Source organism: Streptomyces syringium, from assembly GCF_017876625.1.
Taxonomy (GTDB): Bacteria; Actinomycetota; Actinomycetes; order Streptomycetales; family Streptomycetaceae; genus Streptomyces; species Streptomyces syringius.
In genome coordinates, this window is record NZ_JAGIOH010000001.1 from 6,905,005 (window position 1) to 6,924,354 (window position 19,350).

The following is a 19,350-nucleotide window of genomic DNA, read 5'->3' on the forward strand; positions in this document are numbered from 1 at the left end:
GTGGACCGACGGTCCGTTCGCTGCGTCTTGCACCTGAACCGGGACAACCCGATCGTCGACGACCATCGGGTGCACGGGGTGCGCACCCTGCCGGGTGTCACCTTCCTCGACATCGTCTGCAGGCTGCTCGCCGCACGCGACATCCCGCTGGACGGGACCGAGCTGAGCGATGTGCTGTTCGTCGAGCCGGTGGTGACCACCGAGTCCTTCGACCGTGAACTCGTCATCGCCCTCGAACCCGACCCCGACAGTGACGTCTTCCATGTGACGGCGACCAGCCGCCGCACCCAGGACGGCACCCCCGTCGACGACGCCGTCACCACCCACCTGCGGGCGACCCTGCGCACCGGTCTGCCCCCGCTCACCGGCGCCCTCGAACCGGCGGCCCCCGGCACCCCGCGCGACGTGGCCGAGGTGTACGCGACCGGGCGGTCGGCCGGCATCGAGCACCGGGCGTTCATGCGGTGCGCGGGCACCCTGCGGGCGACGGCGGACCGCGTGCGGTCCGAGATCGCGCTCGGTGACGAGGCCCGCGCCACGGTGGCCGACTTCCTGCTCCACCCCGCCCTGCTCGACGGTTCCACCATGCAGTCGTACGCCCTCGTCTTCGACGGCGTGGACGCGGACGGACGCCCGCTCATCCCCCTGCACATCGCCGCTTTCCGCGCGGCCCGCACCCTCGGCGACGCCTGCACCGTCGACCTGCGCCTCCGCCCGGCCGGCACCGGTGACGACGTGGTGAAGGCCGACATCGACCTGTACGACCGCTCGGGCGCGCCCGCCGCCCGGTTCACGGGCCTGACCTTCAAGCGGATCCGCTCCACGGCGGCGATCACCCGGCTCACCAACGGCACTTCGGCCGCCGCGCCGGCCCTCGACGGGCACCCCGCCGGTCCCACTGCCCCTTCGGCCTCGTCGGCCCCTTCTGCCCTGTCTGCCCTTTCGACTTCGACGCCCGCGAGCGCGGACGGCGAGCCCGGCGACATCCGGGCGGAGATCGTCGAACTGGTCCGCCGTGCCGTCGGCGACCCCACCCTGGTGGTGGACGGCGACCGCGGCTTCTACGACCTCGGGCTGGAGTCGACGCACCTGCTCACGCTGGTCCGCGCCCTCGAGGAGCGCTGGGACATCGCGCTCTACCCGACCCTGCTCTTCGAGTACCCGACGGTCGACGCAGTCGCGGACCACCTCGCGGAGCTGCTGCCCGACGACTGGCACACCCGCACGGCCGCCGCCGCACCGGAGGAGGACACCCCCGCCCGGACCGGCTGCCTCACCGGGGTGTGGCAGACGGCCCCCCGGCCTTCCGCGCCCGCCACCGGATCGCTGCTGGTGATCGGCGATCTGCCGGTCCGGCCCGGTCAGATCACCGCCCGCCGCGGCACGGCCTTCCGCCGCGTCGCGCACCACGAGTACGAGATCCGCCCCGGCGAGGCGGCGGACCTGCGGCAGCTCGTCGCCGACCTCGGTGCCCCGCCCGAGGCGGTCCTGCACGTCGCGGAGCACACGGAGCACGCCACCGCCGACCTCCCCGAGGCCGTGCGCGCCGCCTGCTGCGAGGTACTCGCCCTGGCCCAGGCCCTCGCCGACGGCCCGGTGCCGGTCGTGCACGTCGGACCGGCGCCGGTCGCCGCCGCCGTGGCCGGGCTGGCCCGCACCGTACGCCTGGAGCAGCCGCGCCTCGCGATCACCGCCGTCGAGTGCGACGGCCCCGCCGATCCCCAGGCGCTGCTCGCGGAGTTCGCCGACCCGGACGAGACCTGGGTGCGGCACACCCCGGGACGCCGCCACGTCCGCCGCTACCGCGCGGCGGACCTCGGCGGCCCGGCCACCGTCCGGCCCGGTGGTGTCTACCTCATCACCGGCGGAGCGGGCGGCATAGGCCGGGAACTCGCCGCCCGTCTGACCGAGCGCGGCGCCACGGCCGTCCTGACCGGGCGCTCGCCGCAGCCGCAGCCGTCCGCCGGCCGGTACCTGCGCGCCGACGTGACGGTGCCGGCCGAGGTGTCCGCCCTGGTCACGGACGTTCTCGACCGGTACGGCCGGCTGGACGGCGTCGTCCACGCGGCCGGTGTGCTGCGGGACGGCCTCTTCACCGCCAAGTCCGCCGCCGACGTCGCGGCGGTACTCGCCCCCAAGGTGCGCGGCACGGTGCTGCTGCACGAGGCGACCCGCCACCTGGACCTCGACTTCTTCGCCGTGTTCTCGTCGGTGACCGGCGTCGCGGGCAATGTGGGACAGAGCGACTACGCCGCCGCGAACGCCTTCATGGACGCCTACGCCCGCGAGCACCGACTGACCTCCTTCGCCTGGCCGCTGTGGGCCGAGGGCGGCATGCGCACCGACCCGGCGGCCGAGGCCCTCTTCCGCCGGCAGGGACAGGTCCCGCTGCCGACGACGGACGGCCTGGACGTGTTCGAGCAGGCGCTCGCGCTCGCCGGCACCGAGGTCGTCGTGCTCCACGGCGACCCGGAGCGGGCCGCTCGGTCGCTGGGCCTGCCCGCCGCCGACGCCGCCTTCGGGGCCGCCGAGACCCCCGGGGCACACCACGGCACGCCGGACGCCGAGCACCGCGCCCTGCCCCGGGAGGCGGACCGGGCGCCGGAAGCCGACGGCGACATCGCCGTGATCGGCGTCGCCGGCCGCTACCCCATGGCCGAGGACCTCGACCAGTTCTGGGCCAACCTGCTGGCGGGACGCGACTGCGTCACCGAGATCCCGGAGGAGCGCTGGGCCGCGGCAGGCTTCTACGAGCCGGAGCGCGCCCCCGGGCGTTCGTACAGCAAGTGGGGCGGGTTCCTCGACGGCATCGACGAGTTCGACCCCGCCTTCTTCCGGATCACACCGCGCGAGGCCGAGGGGATGGACCCGCAGGAGCGACTGTTCCTGCAGACGTCCTGGCACGCCCTGGAGGACGCCGGCCTGACCCGCGCGGACGTGTCCGGGCGCCCGGTGGGCGTCTTCGCGGGCGTGATGTTCACCCAGTACCAGATGCTCGGCCTGGGCGCCGAGGACCGGCTGCCGGTGCTGCCGACGTCCTTCTCCTCGGCGGTCGCCAACCGCCTCTCCTACTTCCTCGACCTGCGCGGCCCCAGCCTGGCGCTGGACACGATGTGCTCGTCGTCCCTGACCGCCCTGCACCTGGCGTGCGAGAGCCTCAGGTCCGGCGACAGCGAGCTCGCCCTCGCCGGCGGCGTGAACCTCATCGTCCACCCGTACAAATACCTGCACCTGAGCCAGGTCGGCTTCGTCTCCTCGGACGGCCGCTGCCGCGCCTTCGGTGCCGGCGGCGACGGCTACGTGCCCGGCGAGGGCGTCGGCGTCGTCGTGCTCAAGCCACTGGCCCGCGCGCTGGAGGACGGTGACCGCGTCCTCGGTGTCATCAAGGGCAGCGCCGTCAACCACGGCGGACGCGCCGGCGGATTCTTCGTGCCGAACCCCACCGCACAGGCCGACGTGGTGCGGCGGGCGCTGCACAAGGCGGACGTCGACCCCGCGTCGATCGGCTACATCGAAACGCACGGCACGGGCACGGCGCTCGGTGACCCCATCGAGATCGCGGCCCTGTCCCAGGTCTACGGCGACACCCCGTGCCGGCTGGGCTCGGTGAAGTCCGGCGTCGGCCACCTCGAACCCGCCGCCGGCATCGCCTCCCTGACAAAGGTGCTGCTCCAGCTGCGCCACCGCACCCTGGTGCCGTCCCTGCACGCCGAACCGGCCAACACGGTCATCGACTGGGACGCCACGGGCCTGACCGTGCAGCGCGAGGCCGCGCCGTGGCCCGCCGGGCCCGGCACCCCGCGCCGCGCCGGCGTCAGCGCGTTCGGCGCGGGCGGGGCCAACGCCCACGTCGTCGTCGAGGAGTTCCCGCAGTCGTGGGCCTCGGACGCCGCCGCGGTCGGCCCGCAGGTCGTGCTGCTCTCCGCACGCACCCCGCAGGCCCTGCGCGAGCTGGCGGAGCGCTATCTGCGGCTGCCGGCCGCCGACCGGCTCGCGGAGGTGGCCGAACTGGCCGGCCTGACCGGCGCCGACCCCGAGGCCGAGCTCGACGAACTCGGCCTGGACGCCGACGACCTGCGCAGGCTGGCACGGGCGCTCGCCGACGGCTTCCCCGGCCCCGCCCCGCACGTCGACGCCCGCTCGACGCTGGCCGGCCTCGCCGCGGCCGTGCAGGACGCCACCGGATCGGACGCCCCGCTCGCCGACATTGCCTACACCACACAGATCGGCCGGGAAGCCATGGAGGAGCGGCTCGCCGTGGTCGCCTCCGACACGGCCGAACTGCGCTCCGTGCTCCGCGCCTTCCTGGACGGCGCGGAAACGGCCGGCTACCGCGGCACGGTCACCGGGCGGAGCACCGCCGCCACCCCGGACTCCACCGACCCGCACGCGCTGGCACGCGGCTGGGCGGCGGGCGCCGCCCCCGACTGGCGCGCACTGCACCGCGACCGGAAGGCGCGCAAGGTGGCGCTGCCGCACTACCCCTTCGCACGGGTACGGTGCTGGGTCGACGTCGCACCCCCCGCGCAGGCTCCCCGGGCCGTGGCCGCGCCGGCCGCCGAGCGGCCCCGCGCCACCGCCGCGTTCGAGACCGTCCCGTTGGACGTCCCCGTGTGGGAGGCCTGCCCCGCACCCGCCCTGCTGAGCACGCCGACCGGTCCGGTCGTGGTGCTGCACGCTCCCGACCGCGCCGGCCTGGCCCGCGAACTGGCCACCCGGCACGAGGGAGCCGTCCTCGCCGAGCTGGGGACCCCGGTCTCCGTGACGCCGCGCCTGGTCTACGTCCTGACCGGTGCCACGGGCGCCGCCGGGCACGAGACGGACCGCGTCGCGCGCGCCGAGGCCGCCGGCGTCAAGGCGCTGCTCCGCTACGCACGCGACTGGTCCCGCCTGACCGCACTCGACTGGGTCGTCGTCACCACCGGTGCTGCCGCGGCCCCCGGCCGCGATGTCACCGACCCCTACGCCGCCGGGATCGCCGGCTTCGCCCGGGTCCTGGAGAACGAGCACCCCGCCTGGTCGGTCGCCACCGTCGACCTCGACCCCGCCCACGCGTCCGCCGACCTCGTGACGACGGCCCCCCGCGGCACCCGGCTCGCCTGCACCGGAGCCGTCCGCCACACCCAGGTGCTGCGCCCCGCCCCGGCCACCGACGGCCCCGTCCCGCTCCGCCGGGGCGGCACCTACGTGATCATCGGGGGTGCCCGCGGCATCGGCCTGGCGATCGGCCGCCGGCTCGTCGAGGACTGGGCAGCGCGGGTCGTCCTGGTCGGCCGCCGGGAGCTGTCCGGCACCGACCTCGGGGACCGGATCCGCTACGTACGCGCCGACGCGACCGACGCCCGGCAACTGGCCGCCGTCCTCGACGAGGCGGGCCCGGTGCACGGCGTCGTGCACGCGGCACTGGTCCAGCGGGACCGGCTGGTGCGCAACCTCTCGGACGCGGACCTCGCGGAGAGCCTGGCGGCCAAGTCCGGTGTCGCGGCGGCCCTGGTGGACGCCCTGCGCGGGCACAGCCCGGACTTCCTGGTGTTCTTCTCCTCCGCGCAGTCCTTCACGGGCGATGCCGGCCTCGCGAACTACGCGGCCGGCTCCACCTTCCTGGACGCCTACGCCCATGCCCTCGACGCCCGCCTGCCCTACCCGGTGCGCGCGGTCAACTGGGGCTTCTGGGGCACGGTCGGCGCGGTGGCCGACGACACCCACCGCGACCGCCTGACCGCGGCCGGCTTCGGGTCCATCACGCCCGAGGCGGGGTTCGCCGCGCTCGTGGAGGCACTCCGGCAGCCGGCACCGCAGGCCGTCGTGGTGCCCGGCACCGAGGAGTTGCGGGCACGGATGGGAGCGACGAGAACGGAGACCACGGACGTGACGCCGACCGGCGGGCAGCTGAGCACCACGGACCTGCGCGTGGTGGAGGACTTCCACGCGCTCGACCGGCAGATGACGACGATCGCGAGCGGGGCCCTGCTGGCCCTGCTCGACGACCTGGGCGCCTGGCGGGGCCCGGCCCCGGACGCCGACGAGGTCGCCCGCCGGGTCGGGGTCACCCCCCGGTACGCACGGCTGCTGCACACCGTGCTGGACATGCTCGCCGACGCGGGCCTGACCGAGGCCGGTGACGGACGCCACCGCCCGGTCCCGGCCGCCCTCGCCGAGGCACGCGCCGGCGGCCACCTGCGGCAGCTGGACGAGCTGGCCGACGCACACCCCGAATCCGCGGTCTTCGTACGGCTGCTGGCCCTGTGCCTGGAGCACTACCCGCAGCTGCTGCGGGGCGAGCTCCTCGCCACCGAGCTGCTCTTCCCCGCGTCGGGCACCTCCCTCATGGAGCGCGTCTACCGGGGCAACCCCATCAGCGACCTCTACAACGACCTGCTCACCGGGCACCTCGTCGCGCACGTCGAGCGTCGCCTGGCGGAGCTGCCCGCCGACGCGAAGGTCCGCATCCTGGAGGTCGGTTCGGGCACCGGCGGTACCTCCGCGGGGCTGCTGCGCGCGCTGCGCCCGTACGGCGAGCGGGTGGAGTACTGGTACACCGACCTGTCGGTCACCTTCCTCGCCCACGGCCGCCGGGAGTTCGGCGAGCAGTACCCGTTCCTGCGGTTCAAGCGCCTGGACCTGGACACCGACCCGGTCACCCAGGGCTTCCCGGCGGACGGCTTCGACCTCGCGGTCGGCGCGAACGTCCTGCACGCCACCTCGGACGTGGGCCGCGCCGTGCGCCACCTGCGAGGAGTGCTGCGCGCCGGCGGCGAACTGCTGCTCAACGAACTGACCTCGGTGACCCTGGCCGCCACGCTCACCTACGGGCTGTTCGACGGCTGGTGGGCCCACACCGACACCGCCCTGCGCCTGCCCGGCTCGCCGCTGCTGGACGTGCCCGGCTGGACCGGGCTGCTCACCGGCGTCGGCTACGACGCGGTGTCCGCGATGCCGGGCGCCGCCGAGACCACCCGCAACTTCCAGCACATCCTCGTGGCCAGGGCCGACGACCCCGCCACGCCCGGCGCCGCCGGGGAGACGTCCCTCACCGGCTTCACCGACGCGCTCCTGGCCCTGACGTCGGAGGCCTCGGGCATCCCGCTCGAGGACCTCGACCTCGACCGGGCGATCGGGGACTACGGCTTCGACTCGGTCAGCTACAGCCTCCTCGCGACCCGGCTGAACGACGAGTTCGCCCTGGAGGTGACGCCCGCGCTGTTCTACGAGACGCCCACCCTGCGCGCCCTGGCCGACCGCCTCGTGCGCGACTACCCCGAACTCCAGCACCGGCACACCGCCGCCCCGGCACCTGCCGAGCCCGCTGCCGCCGTGGCCGCACACCGCCCGGAGCAGACACCCGCACCCGCCCCGGCACCCGCCCCGACGGCACCCGTCACGGCCCCCGCCGAGCCCGAGGCCATCGCCGTCATCGGCATGAGCGGGCGGATGCCCGCGAGCCGCGACCTGGACGCCTTCTGGCAGCACCTGGTGGCGGGCGACGACCTGATCACCGACGTGCCCGCCGACCGCTGGGAGACGCGCTCGCTCCCGGACGGCGTGCACGCCCACCGCGGCGGATTCGTCCACGACGTCGACATGTTCGACCCCCTGTTCTTCGGCATCTCGCCGCACGAGGCCGCGGGCATGGACCCCCAGCAGCGGCTCGTGCTGGAGGGCGTGTGGACCGCGCTGGAGGACGCCGGGCTGGCACCCGGCTCGCTCGCGGGCTCCGACGTCGGCCTGTTCATCGGGGCAGGGTCGAGCGACTACGAGGAGGTCCGCAAGGCCGCGGACGTGCCCGTCGACGCCCACGCGGCCACCGCCACCACGCACTCCATCCTCGTCAACCGGGTCTCCTACCTGCTCGACCTGCACGGGCCGAGCGAACCGGTCAACACCGGCTGCTCCAGCTCCCTGGTCGCCATCCACCGGGCCGCCGAGGCGATCCGCTCGGGGGAGTGCGACATCGCGGTGGCCGGCGGCATCAACCTCATCCTGTCGCCGCACAACCACGTCCTGCTCAGCAACACCGGCATGCTCAGCCCGACCGGGCGGTGCCAGACCTTCGACGCCCGGGCGGACGGATTCGTCCGCAGCGAGGGCTTCGGCCTCGTGGTGCTGACCCGTGCGAGCCTGGCCGGCCGGCACCGAGTCCGGGCCTGGCTGCGCGGCACCGCCGTCAACCACGGCGGCCGGGCCCGGTCCCTGACCGCGCCCAACCCCGCCGCCCAGGCGGCGATGATCGTGCGGGCCCACGAGCGCGCCGGAGGCGACCCCACCACGGTGGGCTACCTGGAGACGCACGGCACCGGCACGGAACTCGGTGACCCGGTCGAGATCAACGGCCTGCGGCTCGCCTTCGACGAACTGCTGAACCGCCGGGGCCTGCCGGCGCCGGCCGAGCCCTTCTGCGGGATCGGAGCGGTCAAGGCCAACGTCGGCCACCTGGAATCCGCCGCGGGCGCCGCCGGAGTGATCAAGGTGCTCCTCGCGATGGAGCACGGCGTGCTGCCGCCCGTCGCCGGGCTCGGCGAGCAGAACCCGCACCTGCGGCTCGACGGCAGCCCGTTCCGCCTCGTCCGCTCGGCGCAGGCGTGGCCGCGCCCGGACGGCGGCCGGCCGCGGCGCGCCGGGGTCAGCTCCTTCGGCTACGGAGGCGTCAACGCCCACGTCGTCCTGGAGGAGGCCGAGCCCGTGCGGGCGCCGCAACGCCCGCACGGCCCCTGGGTGTTCCCCCTGTCGGCCCGTACGCCCGACGCCCTGCGCCGGTACGCGGCCGCGCTGCTCGCCGCCCTGGACCGGACACCGGACCTGGCCGACGTGGCGCACACGCTCCAGCACGGCCGGGACGCCATGGCCGAACGGCTCGCGGTCACCGCCGCGGACCGGCACACGCTCGCCGCCGCGCTGTCCGCCGCCGCCGAGGGCGCGGACCACCCCGCACTGGCCCGGCCGGACGGCACGACGCCCGCCGACCGCTGGGTCGCGGGGCGGCAGGTCGACTGGCCGGAGGGCGGCGTACTGATTCCGCTGCCCACCTACCCGTTCGAACGCCGCCGGTGCTGGGTCGGCCCCCAGGAGCCGGAGCCCCTCGGGGACGCCGTCGCCCCGGCCGCCCCGGCGGGCATGTACGCGCCGCGCCCGCGGCCCGTCGCCGACGTGGCCGCCCGCGGCCCGGTCACCGGCCCCGTCTGGGTGCTCGGCTGCGACGACTTCCCGGCCGCCGACGTCCACCGGGTCGAGGGTGCGCCGCTTCAGTCGCTGCCGACGCCCGCCGCGGTCCACGCCGTGGTCCGCGGCGAGGCCGGAGTCCTCGACCTGTTCCGGATCGTCACGCACCTGCAGTCGCGTCCCGGCGCGGCCGGCGAGCTGTCGCTGACCGTCGTGACGCGCGACGCCGCCGGACCGCTCTCCACGCCCACCGACCCGATGGCCGCGGCCGCACGCGGGCTGGCCAGGTCGGTGCGGCACGAGTGCGAGCGCTGGCGGGTCAGCACCGTCGACATCGGCGCGGACGACCCCGCCACGGTCACGGTCGCCGTCCCCGGTGACTACGCGCTGCGCGCCGGACAGTGGTACGAGGAGGTGCTCCAGCCCCTCGGCACCACGGCGCCCGCCGCGCCCGTGCTGCGCGACGGTGGCACGTACGTGGTCATCGGCGGCACCGGTGACATCGGGCTCGATGTCGCGGAGCGGCTCGTGCGGCTCCACCGGGCCAAGGTCGTCCTCGTCGGGCGCTCCGCGCCGGACGCGGACAGGGCCGCCCGGATCCGGGCCATCGACCCGACGGGCACCTCGGTGGAGGTCCACCGGGCGGACGCCGCCCGGCCGGCCGAGCTGCGCGCCGTGTTCGACCGCGTGGGCGTCGTGCACGGGGTCCTGCACTCGGTGACCGTGCCGAGCGACCGGTCCCTGGCGGCCATGGACGAGGCCTGGTTCACCACGGGCCTGGCGGCCAAGACCCGGACCCTCGCGGCGCTCGCCGAGGCCCTGGACGGCCGGCGGCTCGACTTCCTCGCGGTGTTCTCGTCGGTGCAGTCCTTCCTCGGCAACCCCGGGCAGGCCGCCTACGCGGCCGGATGCACCGCCCAGGACGCCGTCGCGCGGGCGCTCGCCGGGCACCTGCCCTACCCCGTCCGGGTCGTGAACTGGGGCGCCTGGACCGGTTCCGCGCTCACCGAGCGCCACCGCGACCGGCTGGCCGCCGCGGGGGTCCACCCGCTCTCCCCGCAGACGGGATTCGAAGCGCTGAGCCAGGTGCTCGGCCGACAGGAGGTTCAGGTGGCAGTGGTCTCGGGCACGGACGACTTCCTCGCCCGCATCGGCGTGACGACGGCCGGCACGGACGAGCGGCGGCCCGTAGCCGCGGTCGTGCCCGCAGCCGTGACGCCGGCCGTCCCTGCGGCCGTCCCCGCGGCCCCGGCGGAGGCCGCGGTCCCCGCCGGCGCGGCCCCCGGCGGTCAGGCATGGCGCGCGGCGGCGGCCGATGAACTGCTCGCCCTCCTGCGCGAGGTGGCCGGGATCCGCCCGGGCGAGCTCGCGCCGGACGACCTGCTCAGCCGCTTCGGCTTCGACTCGATCATGTACACGAGGCTGAGCCACCAGGTGAACGCGCGCTGGGACCTCGACCTGACGCCGGCCGCGTTCTTCGGGGTGGCCACCGCGAACGACCTCATCGACAAGGTCCTCCACCAGCACGGCCCGGCCCTCGCGGCGCACCTGACCGTGCCCGAGCGGGAGACGGCGCCCACCCCGGAGACCGCCCTCCCGGCACCGGCCCCCGCCCTCGCGGTGCCGGCCCCCGCACCCGCGGCCCCCGCTCCCTTCGCCGGTGATCCTGCCGCCGTCGCCATCGTCGGCATGGCCGGTCTGTTCCCGGACTCCGACGGCCTGGACGAGTTCTGGGAGCACCTCGTCGCGGGTGACGACCTGGTCGGTGAGATTCCGGCGGACCGCTGGGACTGGCGGCGGCTGCACGGGGAGCCCGAGCCGGGGCAGTTCCGCACCACGGCGAAGTGGGGCGGGTTCATGCGCCGGGTCGATCTCTTCGACCCGCAGTTCTTCGGCATCTCGCCGCACGAGGCCGTGGCGATGGACCCCCAGCACCGCCTCGTGCTGGAGACCGCCTGGACCGCGATCGAGGACGCCGGCATCCGGCCGTCCGCGCTCGCCGGCACGGACACGGGCGTGTTCATCGGCAGCAGCACCTACGACTACTTCGAACTGCAGCACGCCCTCGGCGTCCCGCTCGACGGGTACAGCACGGTGGGCAGGGCGCACGCGATCATGTCGAACCGGGTGTCCTACCTGCTGAACCTGCACGGCCCCAGCGAGACCCTCGACACCGCCTGCTCGTCCTCGCTCGTCGCCGTCCACCGGGCGGCCGAGGCCATCCGGCACGGCGACTGCGACGTGGCGCTGGCGGGCGGCGTGAACGTCATGGCCTCGCCCACGCTGTTCGTGGACATGAGCCAGGCCGACATGCTGAGCCCCGACGGCCGCTGCCGCACCTTCGACGCGGCCGCCAACGGCATCGCCCGCGCCGAGGGCGTCGGCGTGGTCGTCCTCAAGCGCCTCGACGCGGCGATCGCCGACGGTGACGTCATCCACGCCGTCCTGCGGGGCAGCGCCGTGAACCACGGCGGCCGCACCAACTCGCTGACCGCGCCCAACCCGGACGCGCAGGCCGCCTGCGTCGTCAAGGCGCACCGCCGCGCCGGGGTGGACCCGCGGACCGTCACCTACGTCGAGACGCACGGCACCGGCACCGAACTCGGTGACCCGGTCGAGGTCGAGGGCCTGAAGACGGCGTTCGCCGAGCTGTACGCCGATCACGGCGCCACCTGCACGGAAGCGCATGTGACGCTGGGCGCGGTGAAGACCAACACCGGCCACCTGGAGGCCGCCGCGGGCGTCACCGGCCTGATCAAGGCCCTGCTCGCGATGCGGCACGGGGAGATCCCCGGAAACATCCACCAGAACACGCTCAATCCGCATCTGCGCCTCGACGGCAGCCCGCTGCGGGTGCCGGCCGGGCGCGAGCCGTGGCGCAGGGTCCGCACACCCGACGGGGCCGAGGCGCCGCTGCGCGCCGGGGTGAGCTCCTTCGGTCTCGGCGGGGTCAACGCGCACGTGGTGGTGGAGGAGTTCCGGGAGGAGCCGGTCGGCGGACCGGCCGGTGACCACCTGTTCGTGCTGTCCGCGAAGGACCCGGAGCGGCTGCGGAGCTACGCGCGACGCCTCGCCGACTGGGCCGGGGCCAACGAGGGGGTCGCCCCGGCCGCCCTCGCCCACACGCTGCGGACCGGCCGGGAGACGTTCTCCGAGCGCCTCGCCGTCGTCGCCGACTCGCCGCGCGCGCTGGTGGCGGCCCTGGAGTCGTGGCTGTCCGACGGCACCGCGCCCGGCGTGTTCGCCGGGGACGGCCAGGACGCCACCACGGCCCTGCTGTTGGACGGGTCCGAGGGGAACCGCTACCTGCGGGCCGTGGTGGACGCCGGCCGCTTGGACAAGGTCGCCCGGCTGTGGGCCGGCGGCGCTTCGATCGACTGGACGGAGCTGTGGCCGGGCGCCGCGCCCCGGCGGGTGCCCGCACCGACCTACCCCTTCGCCCGGGAGAGCTACTGGCTCACTCCCGGAGCGCGGTTCGACACCGTCCAGGCCGCCGAGGCCGGCCTGATCGCCGATGCCGATGCCGATGCCGGCGCCGGTACGCAGACCGACGCCGAGGACGAGCCGGCGGCTGCCGCGCCCGCCCCGGCGCCCGTCGCATCCGTGCCCGTCGCTTCCGTCCCCGCCGCGCCGGTGCCCGCCGCCCGGCCGGTGGCGGACGCGGCGCCCGCCGCCGACGACCCGGAGAGCGCCGTCCGTGAGCACGTACGCGGGCTGCTGGCCGCGCACTTGGGGATGCGGCCCGACCGGCTGCCCCTGGACCGGGTGCTGTCCGACGCGGGGGTGGACTCGCTGGGCCTGCGCCGGCTGAGCCGTCGCCTCGGCGCCGACTACGGCGTGGACATCCCGGCCCGGATGTTCGGCGTGGCGCAGACGGTGCGGGCGGTCGCCCGTGCCGTGTTCGAGGCGTACGGACCGCTGCCGGGGCACGAGGCGGACGGGCCGGATCCGGCACCGGCCGCCGCGCGGCCCTCGGAGCCGGCCAAGGACGGGGTCGCGGCTCTGCTGGCCGGCCTGCGCAACGGCACCGTCGGCGTGGACGCCGCGCTGGCCGCACTGAAGGGGGGAACGGGACGATGAGCACCGAACTGCGCGAGCTGCTGGCGGCGATCGCCACCGGTGAGGTGTCCGACGACGTGGCGGAGCTCCTGCTGCGGGGCCTGATGCAACCGGCGTCAGAGCCGGCACCCGTACCGGCATCAGCGCCGGTGTCGACGCCCGCGCCCGCACCGGCGGCCCTGCCCGCGCCCGAGCCCGGGCCGTACCCGCTCAGCCGTGGGCAGGCCGCCCTGTGGGCGATCCACGCGACCGACCCGCAGGCCGTGTCGTACAACCTCCCGCTGGGCCTGTGGCTCGGCGACGACGTCGACCCCGACCGGCTCGCCGAGGCGCTGGCCGCCGTGGTGCGACGCCACCCGGGACTGCGCATCGCCGTCCGGCTGGACGCCACCGGGCCGGTCCAGGAGGTCACCGACCGCCCCGCCGAGGTGACCCGGCTGGACCTCCGTCACGTGACCGACGGCGAATTCGCCGCCCGCGTCCGGAACCTGGTGCGCCGCCCGTTCGACCTCGAGGACGATCCGCTGCACCGGATGTGGATCGTCGCGGCGCCCGGCGGTGCCACGCTGCTGTTGCTGGTCTTCCACCACCTGATCACCGACGGCGTCTCCAGCCACCTCCTGCTGCGCGACATCGTCGCCTGTCACGACGCGCTCGCCGCCGGGCGGGAGCTTCCGCCCGTCGAAGGCGCCGCCCCCTACGCCGAGTTCGTGCGGTGGCAGCGGGAGATGCTCGACGGCCCCGAGGCCGAGAAGCACCGGCGGTGGTGGCTCGAACGCCTGGCCGGTGCCTCGACCGCACCGGTGCTCGGCGCGCTCGCCGACCGCCGCCGGGTCGGCCCGGCCTCGCACGCCGAGGGCGCGATGGTGCAGCTGCGGCTCCCGGAGGCCACCTGGACCGCTGTCCGGGACACCGCCCGCGCCGCCCGGCTGACCCCCTTCAGTGTCGTTCTCGGTGCCTTCGCCGCACTGCTGCACCGCCATTCCGGGCACCGCGACATCAGCGTGATGGTGCCGACCGACGGCCGCCCCTCGCAGCGCTTCGACCGCACCGTGGGCTACCTGATCAACCCGGTGGTCCTGCGCGTGGACTGCGACCCCGGCCGGAGCTTCACCGAGCTCATGGACGCCGTGCAGACGCGCATGGCGGATGCCGAGGACCACAGCGCCTACCCGTTCGCCTCCGTCGTCGACGACCTCCGCCGGACCTCCGACGGCGAGGCGGGCTTTGACATCGGCTTCTACATGCAGCAGGGCGTCGGCGGGGACCAGGACATGGCGGCCGGGCAGACCGTCTTCCGCGACGCGCTCGACCTGACCCAGGAGGGCGAGAACGATCTCGTCGTCGAGGTGGTCGTGCGGGGCACCGGCGCGCACGTCTACTTCAAGTACGACCCGGAGCTGTTCGACCGCGCCACCGTCGAGCGGCTGGCCGAGCACTACCGGCTGCTGCTGGAGCAGGTGACGGCCGACCCGGCCCGCCGCGTCGGCGACGTCGCCCTCGCCTCCGCGGCCGAACGACAGGTGATCGAGCGGGCCAACGCCACCCGGGCCGAGCGGCCGCGCGACATCACCGCCGCCGACCTGGTGCTCGCCCGGGCCCGGAGCGGCCCGGAGCGCACCGCCGTCGTCGACGCCACGGGGTCGCTGACCTACGCGGAACTCGCCGGGCAGGTGCACGCCCTCACCCGGATCCTCACCGACCGGGGCGTGCGCCCCGGCGATCTGGTCGGCGTCCTCGTGGGCCGCCGGGCCGCGCTGATCGTGGCCCTGCTCGCGGTGCAGGCCGCGGGGGCCGCGTACGTTCCCCTCGACCCGGACTTCCCGGCCGCGCGGCTCGCCCACATCGCCACCGACGCCGGCCTGGCGGCCGTCGTCCTCGACCCGGACCTGGCCGGGCGGCTGCCCGACAACACGCCGGGTGTGCGCATCCCCCTGACCGACCCGGCGCCGACGGAGCCGACGCCTCCGGCCGGCCCGGTCGCCTGCCGCGACACCGACCTCGCCTACGTGCTCTACACCTCCGGGTCGACCGGCGAGCCCAAGGGCGTCGAGGTCAGCCACGGCAACCTGGTCAACCTGCTCACCTCGATGGCCGAGCGTCCCGGCTGCGCCGAGGACGACACGCTGCTGGCCGTGACCACCGCCGGGTTCGACATCTCCGGTCTGGAACTGCTGCTCCCGCTGATCCGCGGCGCCGCCGTCCACATCGCACCCGCGGACGTGGTGCGGGACGGGTTCGCCCTGGCCGAACTGCTCGACGCATCGGGCGCGACGATCGTCCAGGCCACGCCCGCCACCTGGGAGATGCTGCTGCACGCCGGGTGGACGGGCCGGGTGCGCAGGCTGCTGTGCGGCGGGGAGGCGATGACCGCCGAGCTCGGTGACCGGCTGCTGGACCGCTGCGACGAGCTGTGGAACATGTACGGGCCGACCGAGACGACCATCTGGTCCTCCGCGCAGCGCGTCCGTCGCAACCGGCCGATCAGCGTGGGCACCCCGATCGCCAACACCACCTTCACCACCGCCGGCCCCGACGGTGCTCCCGTGCCGTTCGGCGCGGTGGGCGAGCTGCTGATCGGCGGCGACGGCGTCGCCCGCGGCTACCGCGGCAGGCCGGAGCTGACGGCCGAGCGCTTCGTCACCGACCCGTCGACCGGTGAACGGCTCTACCGCACGGGCGATCTGGCCCGCTGGTCGGCCACCGGCGACATGCTGCTGCTCGGCCGGGCCGACCGGCAGGTCAAGCTGCGCGGCCACCGCATCGAGCTCGGGGAGATCGAGGCCGCCGTCCGCCGCACCGGCGAGGTCGGCGACGTCCGCGTGGTCGTGCGCGAGGACCTCCCGGGGCACCCGCAGCTGGTGGCCTTCGTGACGGCCGCCGCGGATGCCGCGGCCGGGGCCGTCCGGCAGGCGGCGGCCTGGCTGCCCGAGTACATGGTCCCCTCCCGCACCGTGGCCCTGGCACGGTTCCCCCTGACCCCCAACGCGAAGGTCGACGCCGGTCCGCTGACGGCCCTCCCGGTCGAGGAACTGCTGCGCCGGTTCGGCCACGACGACCGGCCCGTCGAACCGGCGGCGGCACGTCCGGCGGCGGCCCCGCCGGCCCCGGCGGGCGATGGCGGCGACCTCCTGGCACGGCTGCGGGAGGCCACGGCCGGCGTCGCCGGGCTGACGGCGGAGCAGGTCCCCGTCGACCGGCCGCTGGGCGAGTCGGGCTTCGACTCGATCGGCTTCACCCGGCTGGCGGTGGCGCTGCGGGAGCGGTTCGGCATCACGGTGCGGCCGACGGTCTTCTACGCCCACCCCGACCTCACCTCGCTCGCCGCCTTCCTGACGAAGGCGCACCCCGAGGCGCTCGCCCCGACCACCCCGCGGGTGCCCGCCGCACCGGCCCCGGCCGCCACGGTCGACGGCTACCCGCCGGTCGCGGTCATCGGCGTCGGCGGACGGCTGCCCTCCTCCGGCAACCTGGAGGAGTTCTGGGGCCATCTGGCCGCCGGACGCGACCTGACCCGCCCCTACCCGATGGAGCGCGGCTTCTCCGCGCGGGTGTTCCCCGAGAGCTTCCGGGGCTCCTTCGTCGACGACGTGGACGCCTTCGACGCGCCGCTGTTCCGCATCTCGCCCCGCGAGGCGGCGCAGATGGACCCGCAGCAGCGGTTGCTGCTGCACGCCGCGCACGAGGCCGTGCTGGACTCCGGCCAGGCCCCGGCGGCACTGGCCGGCAGCCGCACCGGGGTCTTCGTCGGCCTCAGCGGCGCGGACTACCTGAGCCTGCTCGGCCCCGGCTCCCCGGAGATGGGCGACCACTTCCTGATCGGCAACGTCGCCTCCATCGCCGCCAACCGCATCTCCTACGTGTTCGACCTGCACGGCCCCAGCGCCGTGTTCGACACGGCCTGCTCCAGCTCGCTCGTCGCCGTCCACCGCGCGGCGCGCGCCCTGCAGCTCGGGGACTGCGAACTGGCCCTGGCCGGCGGGGCGAACCTCCTGCTGTCGCCGCACGGCTTCACCGGGCTGCGCCGCGCCGGGATGCTCAGCCCGGACGGCCGCTGCAAGACGTTCGACGAGCGTGCCGACGGCTACGGCAGGGGCGAGGGCGTGGTGCTGCTCGCGCTCAAGCTGCTGGACCGCGCGCTGGCCGACGGCGACCCGGTGCACGGCGTGCTGATCGGTTCGGCCGAGAACCACGGCGGGCACACCCATTCGCTCACGGTGCCCAACCCGCAGGCACAGCGCGATGTCGTGCTCGCCGCGCACCGGGCCGCCGCGGTGGCGCCCGACACGATCGGCTACATCGAGGCGCACGGCACCGGTACCTCGCTCGGCGACCCGATCGAGATCGACGCGCTCAAGGAGGCGTTCGGCCAGTTGCACACGGACTGGGGGAGCCCGGTTGTTCCGGGCCGGACCGGCGTCGGGTCGGTCAAGACGAACATCGGCCATCTGGAGGCCGCCGCCGGCGTCGCCGGCATCGTGAAGGTCCTGCTGGCGATGCGGCACCGCACGCTGCCGGGCCTGGTGGACCTCCGGGTGCCGAACCCGATGATCGACCTCGCCGGCAGTCCGTTCCGGCTCCAGTCCGGAACACAGGCATGGGAAACACCCGACGGCGCGCCGGCCCGAGCCGGCGTCAGCTCGTTCGGTATGGGAGGCAGCAACGTGCACGTGGTAGTGGAAGAGGCGGGGAAGCGTTGATGAGCGGTAACACCGAGCACAAGGCCGCTCGACTGATCGTGCTGTCGGCCGACGGCGCCGAGCAGCTCGACCGGTACCGGGCCGAAATGGCGGCCTGGCTGGACGCCCACCCCACGGCTTCCCTCGACGGCATCGCGCACACGCTGCAAGCCGGCCGGGAACAGCTGCGGGAGCGGCTCGCCGTGGTCGTGACGGACACCCGGGAACTGGCGGCGCGGCTGCGCGACGGCGAGGGCGTCACGACCGGCACCGCGCAGGCCGACGCCGGCGCGGAAGCCCTTGCCACGGACGACGTGGCCGAGGCCGCCCGGATCTGGGTCACCGGCCGTCCCGTGGTCTGGCCGGAGCTGCCCGGCGGCCGCCCGGCCCGGCTCTCCCTGCCCCACCCGCCCCGGCCGACCCGGCGCTACTGGATCAGCCCGCCCGCCGGCCTGGCGGACGGCCCGGCCGAACGGCTCCTGACCGGCGACGAGTTCTACCTGCGCGACCACGCCCTCGGCACGATCAAGATCCTGCCCGCGGTGGCGGCACTGGAGTTCGCCGTGGCCGCCGCCGCGAAGCTGGGCCACGGCACCCCGACCGGCATCGTCAACGTCCTGTGGGCCCGCCCCGTGCTCGTCGAGGACGAGGCCGTGCGCGTGCGCCTGCACCTCGAAAAGGCCGCCGACGGCGTGTCCTACGAGGTGCGCAGGGTCGACGGCACGGCCGACGGCGCGCTCTGCTCCACCGGCACGCTCCGCTTCGACGCCCGCCCCGAGGCGCCGCTCCTGGACCTGGACGCCGTCCGGGCCCGGCTGCCCCGCACGGCGACGGCCGAGGAGTGCTACGCGGTCTTCACCGCCCTCGGCGGCGGCTACGGCCCGAGCCTGCAGGGCCTGCGGTCGGTGCGGTCCGCGCCGGGCGAGGCCCTCGCGCACGTCGCGGTCCCGGCGGCCGCCGACGTCCCCTTCGACGACTTCACCCTGCACCCGTCCCTGCTCGACGCGATGCTCCAGGCCTGCCTGTGGACCGATGAGGACCCGGCGGCCCCCCGCGCACGGCAGTTGCCGTTCTCCGTGGACGCGGTCGACATCTTCGGCCCGCTGCCCGAACAGGGCCATGTGCACGCCGTCGCCACCCCCGCGGGCCACGACGTGACCCTCGCGGACGAGGAGGGCCGGGTGTGCGTGCGGCTGCGGGCCGTCGTCACCCGGGCCGTCGACGGTGCCGCCCGGCTCGACAACGCCGTCGCCACGAACCTGCTCGCCCAGCGCTGGCGGCCCGCCCCGGCCGCGGCGGCCGGCCGGCCCGCACGCGTGGTGCTGCTCGGCGAGGGAACGCTCCCCGGCGCCGAGCGCGCCGGCGAGGACACCGTCTTCCCCCGCGCCGAGGAACTCCTCCTCGTCCGCCCCGTGGACGGCGACCCGCTGCCCGGACTGCTGCGGCTCTTCCGCGC

Annotated in this window: 3 protein-coding genes (1 of these 3 only partly in view); all 3 read left to right on the forward strand. The window is 75.5% G+C overall.

The genetic code is table 11. The features are described 5' to 3' along the window. Tightly spaced (each overlapping or abutting the next), the 3 genes in view from JO379_RS30220 to JO379_RS30230 form a layout consistent with a single transcriptional unit that may run on beyond the window. On the forward strand, window positions 1-13,236 hold the full coding sequence (locus tag JO379_RS30220) for an SDR family NAD(P)-dependent oxidoreductase (protein WP_307842187.1): 13,236 nt from the start codon (window positions 1-3) through the stop codon (window positions 13,234-13,236). Beyond that, window positions 13,233-17,915, forward strand: a complete 4,683-nt coding sequence (locus tag JO379_RS30225) for a non-ribosomal peptide synthetase (RefSeq protein WP_209517914.1) — start codon at window positions 13,233-13,235, stop codon at window positions 17,913-17,915. The genes JO379_RS30220 and JO379_RS30225 overlap by 4 nt, the downstream gene beginning before the upstream one ends. Beyond that, window positions 17,915-19,350, forward strand: partial view of an L-histidine N(alpha)-methyltransferase gene (locus JO379_RS30230; protein WP_209517915.1) — the 5' end (the start) only. 17,929 nt of this gene lie beyond the right edge of the window; 1,436 of the gene's 19,365 nt are visible here — the first part of the coding sequence; its start codon is at window positions 17,915-17,917; its stop codon lies beyond the right edge, outside the window. Before JO379_RS30225 ends, JO379_RS30230 begins: the two co-directional genes overlap by 1 nt.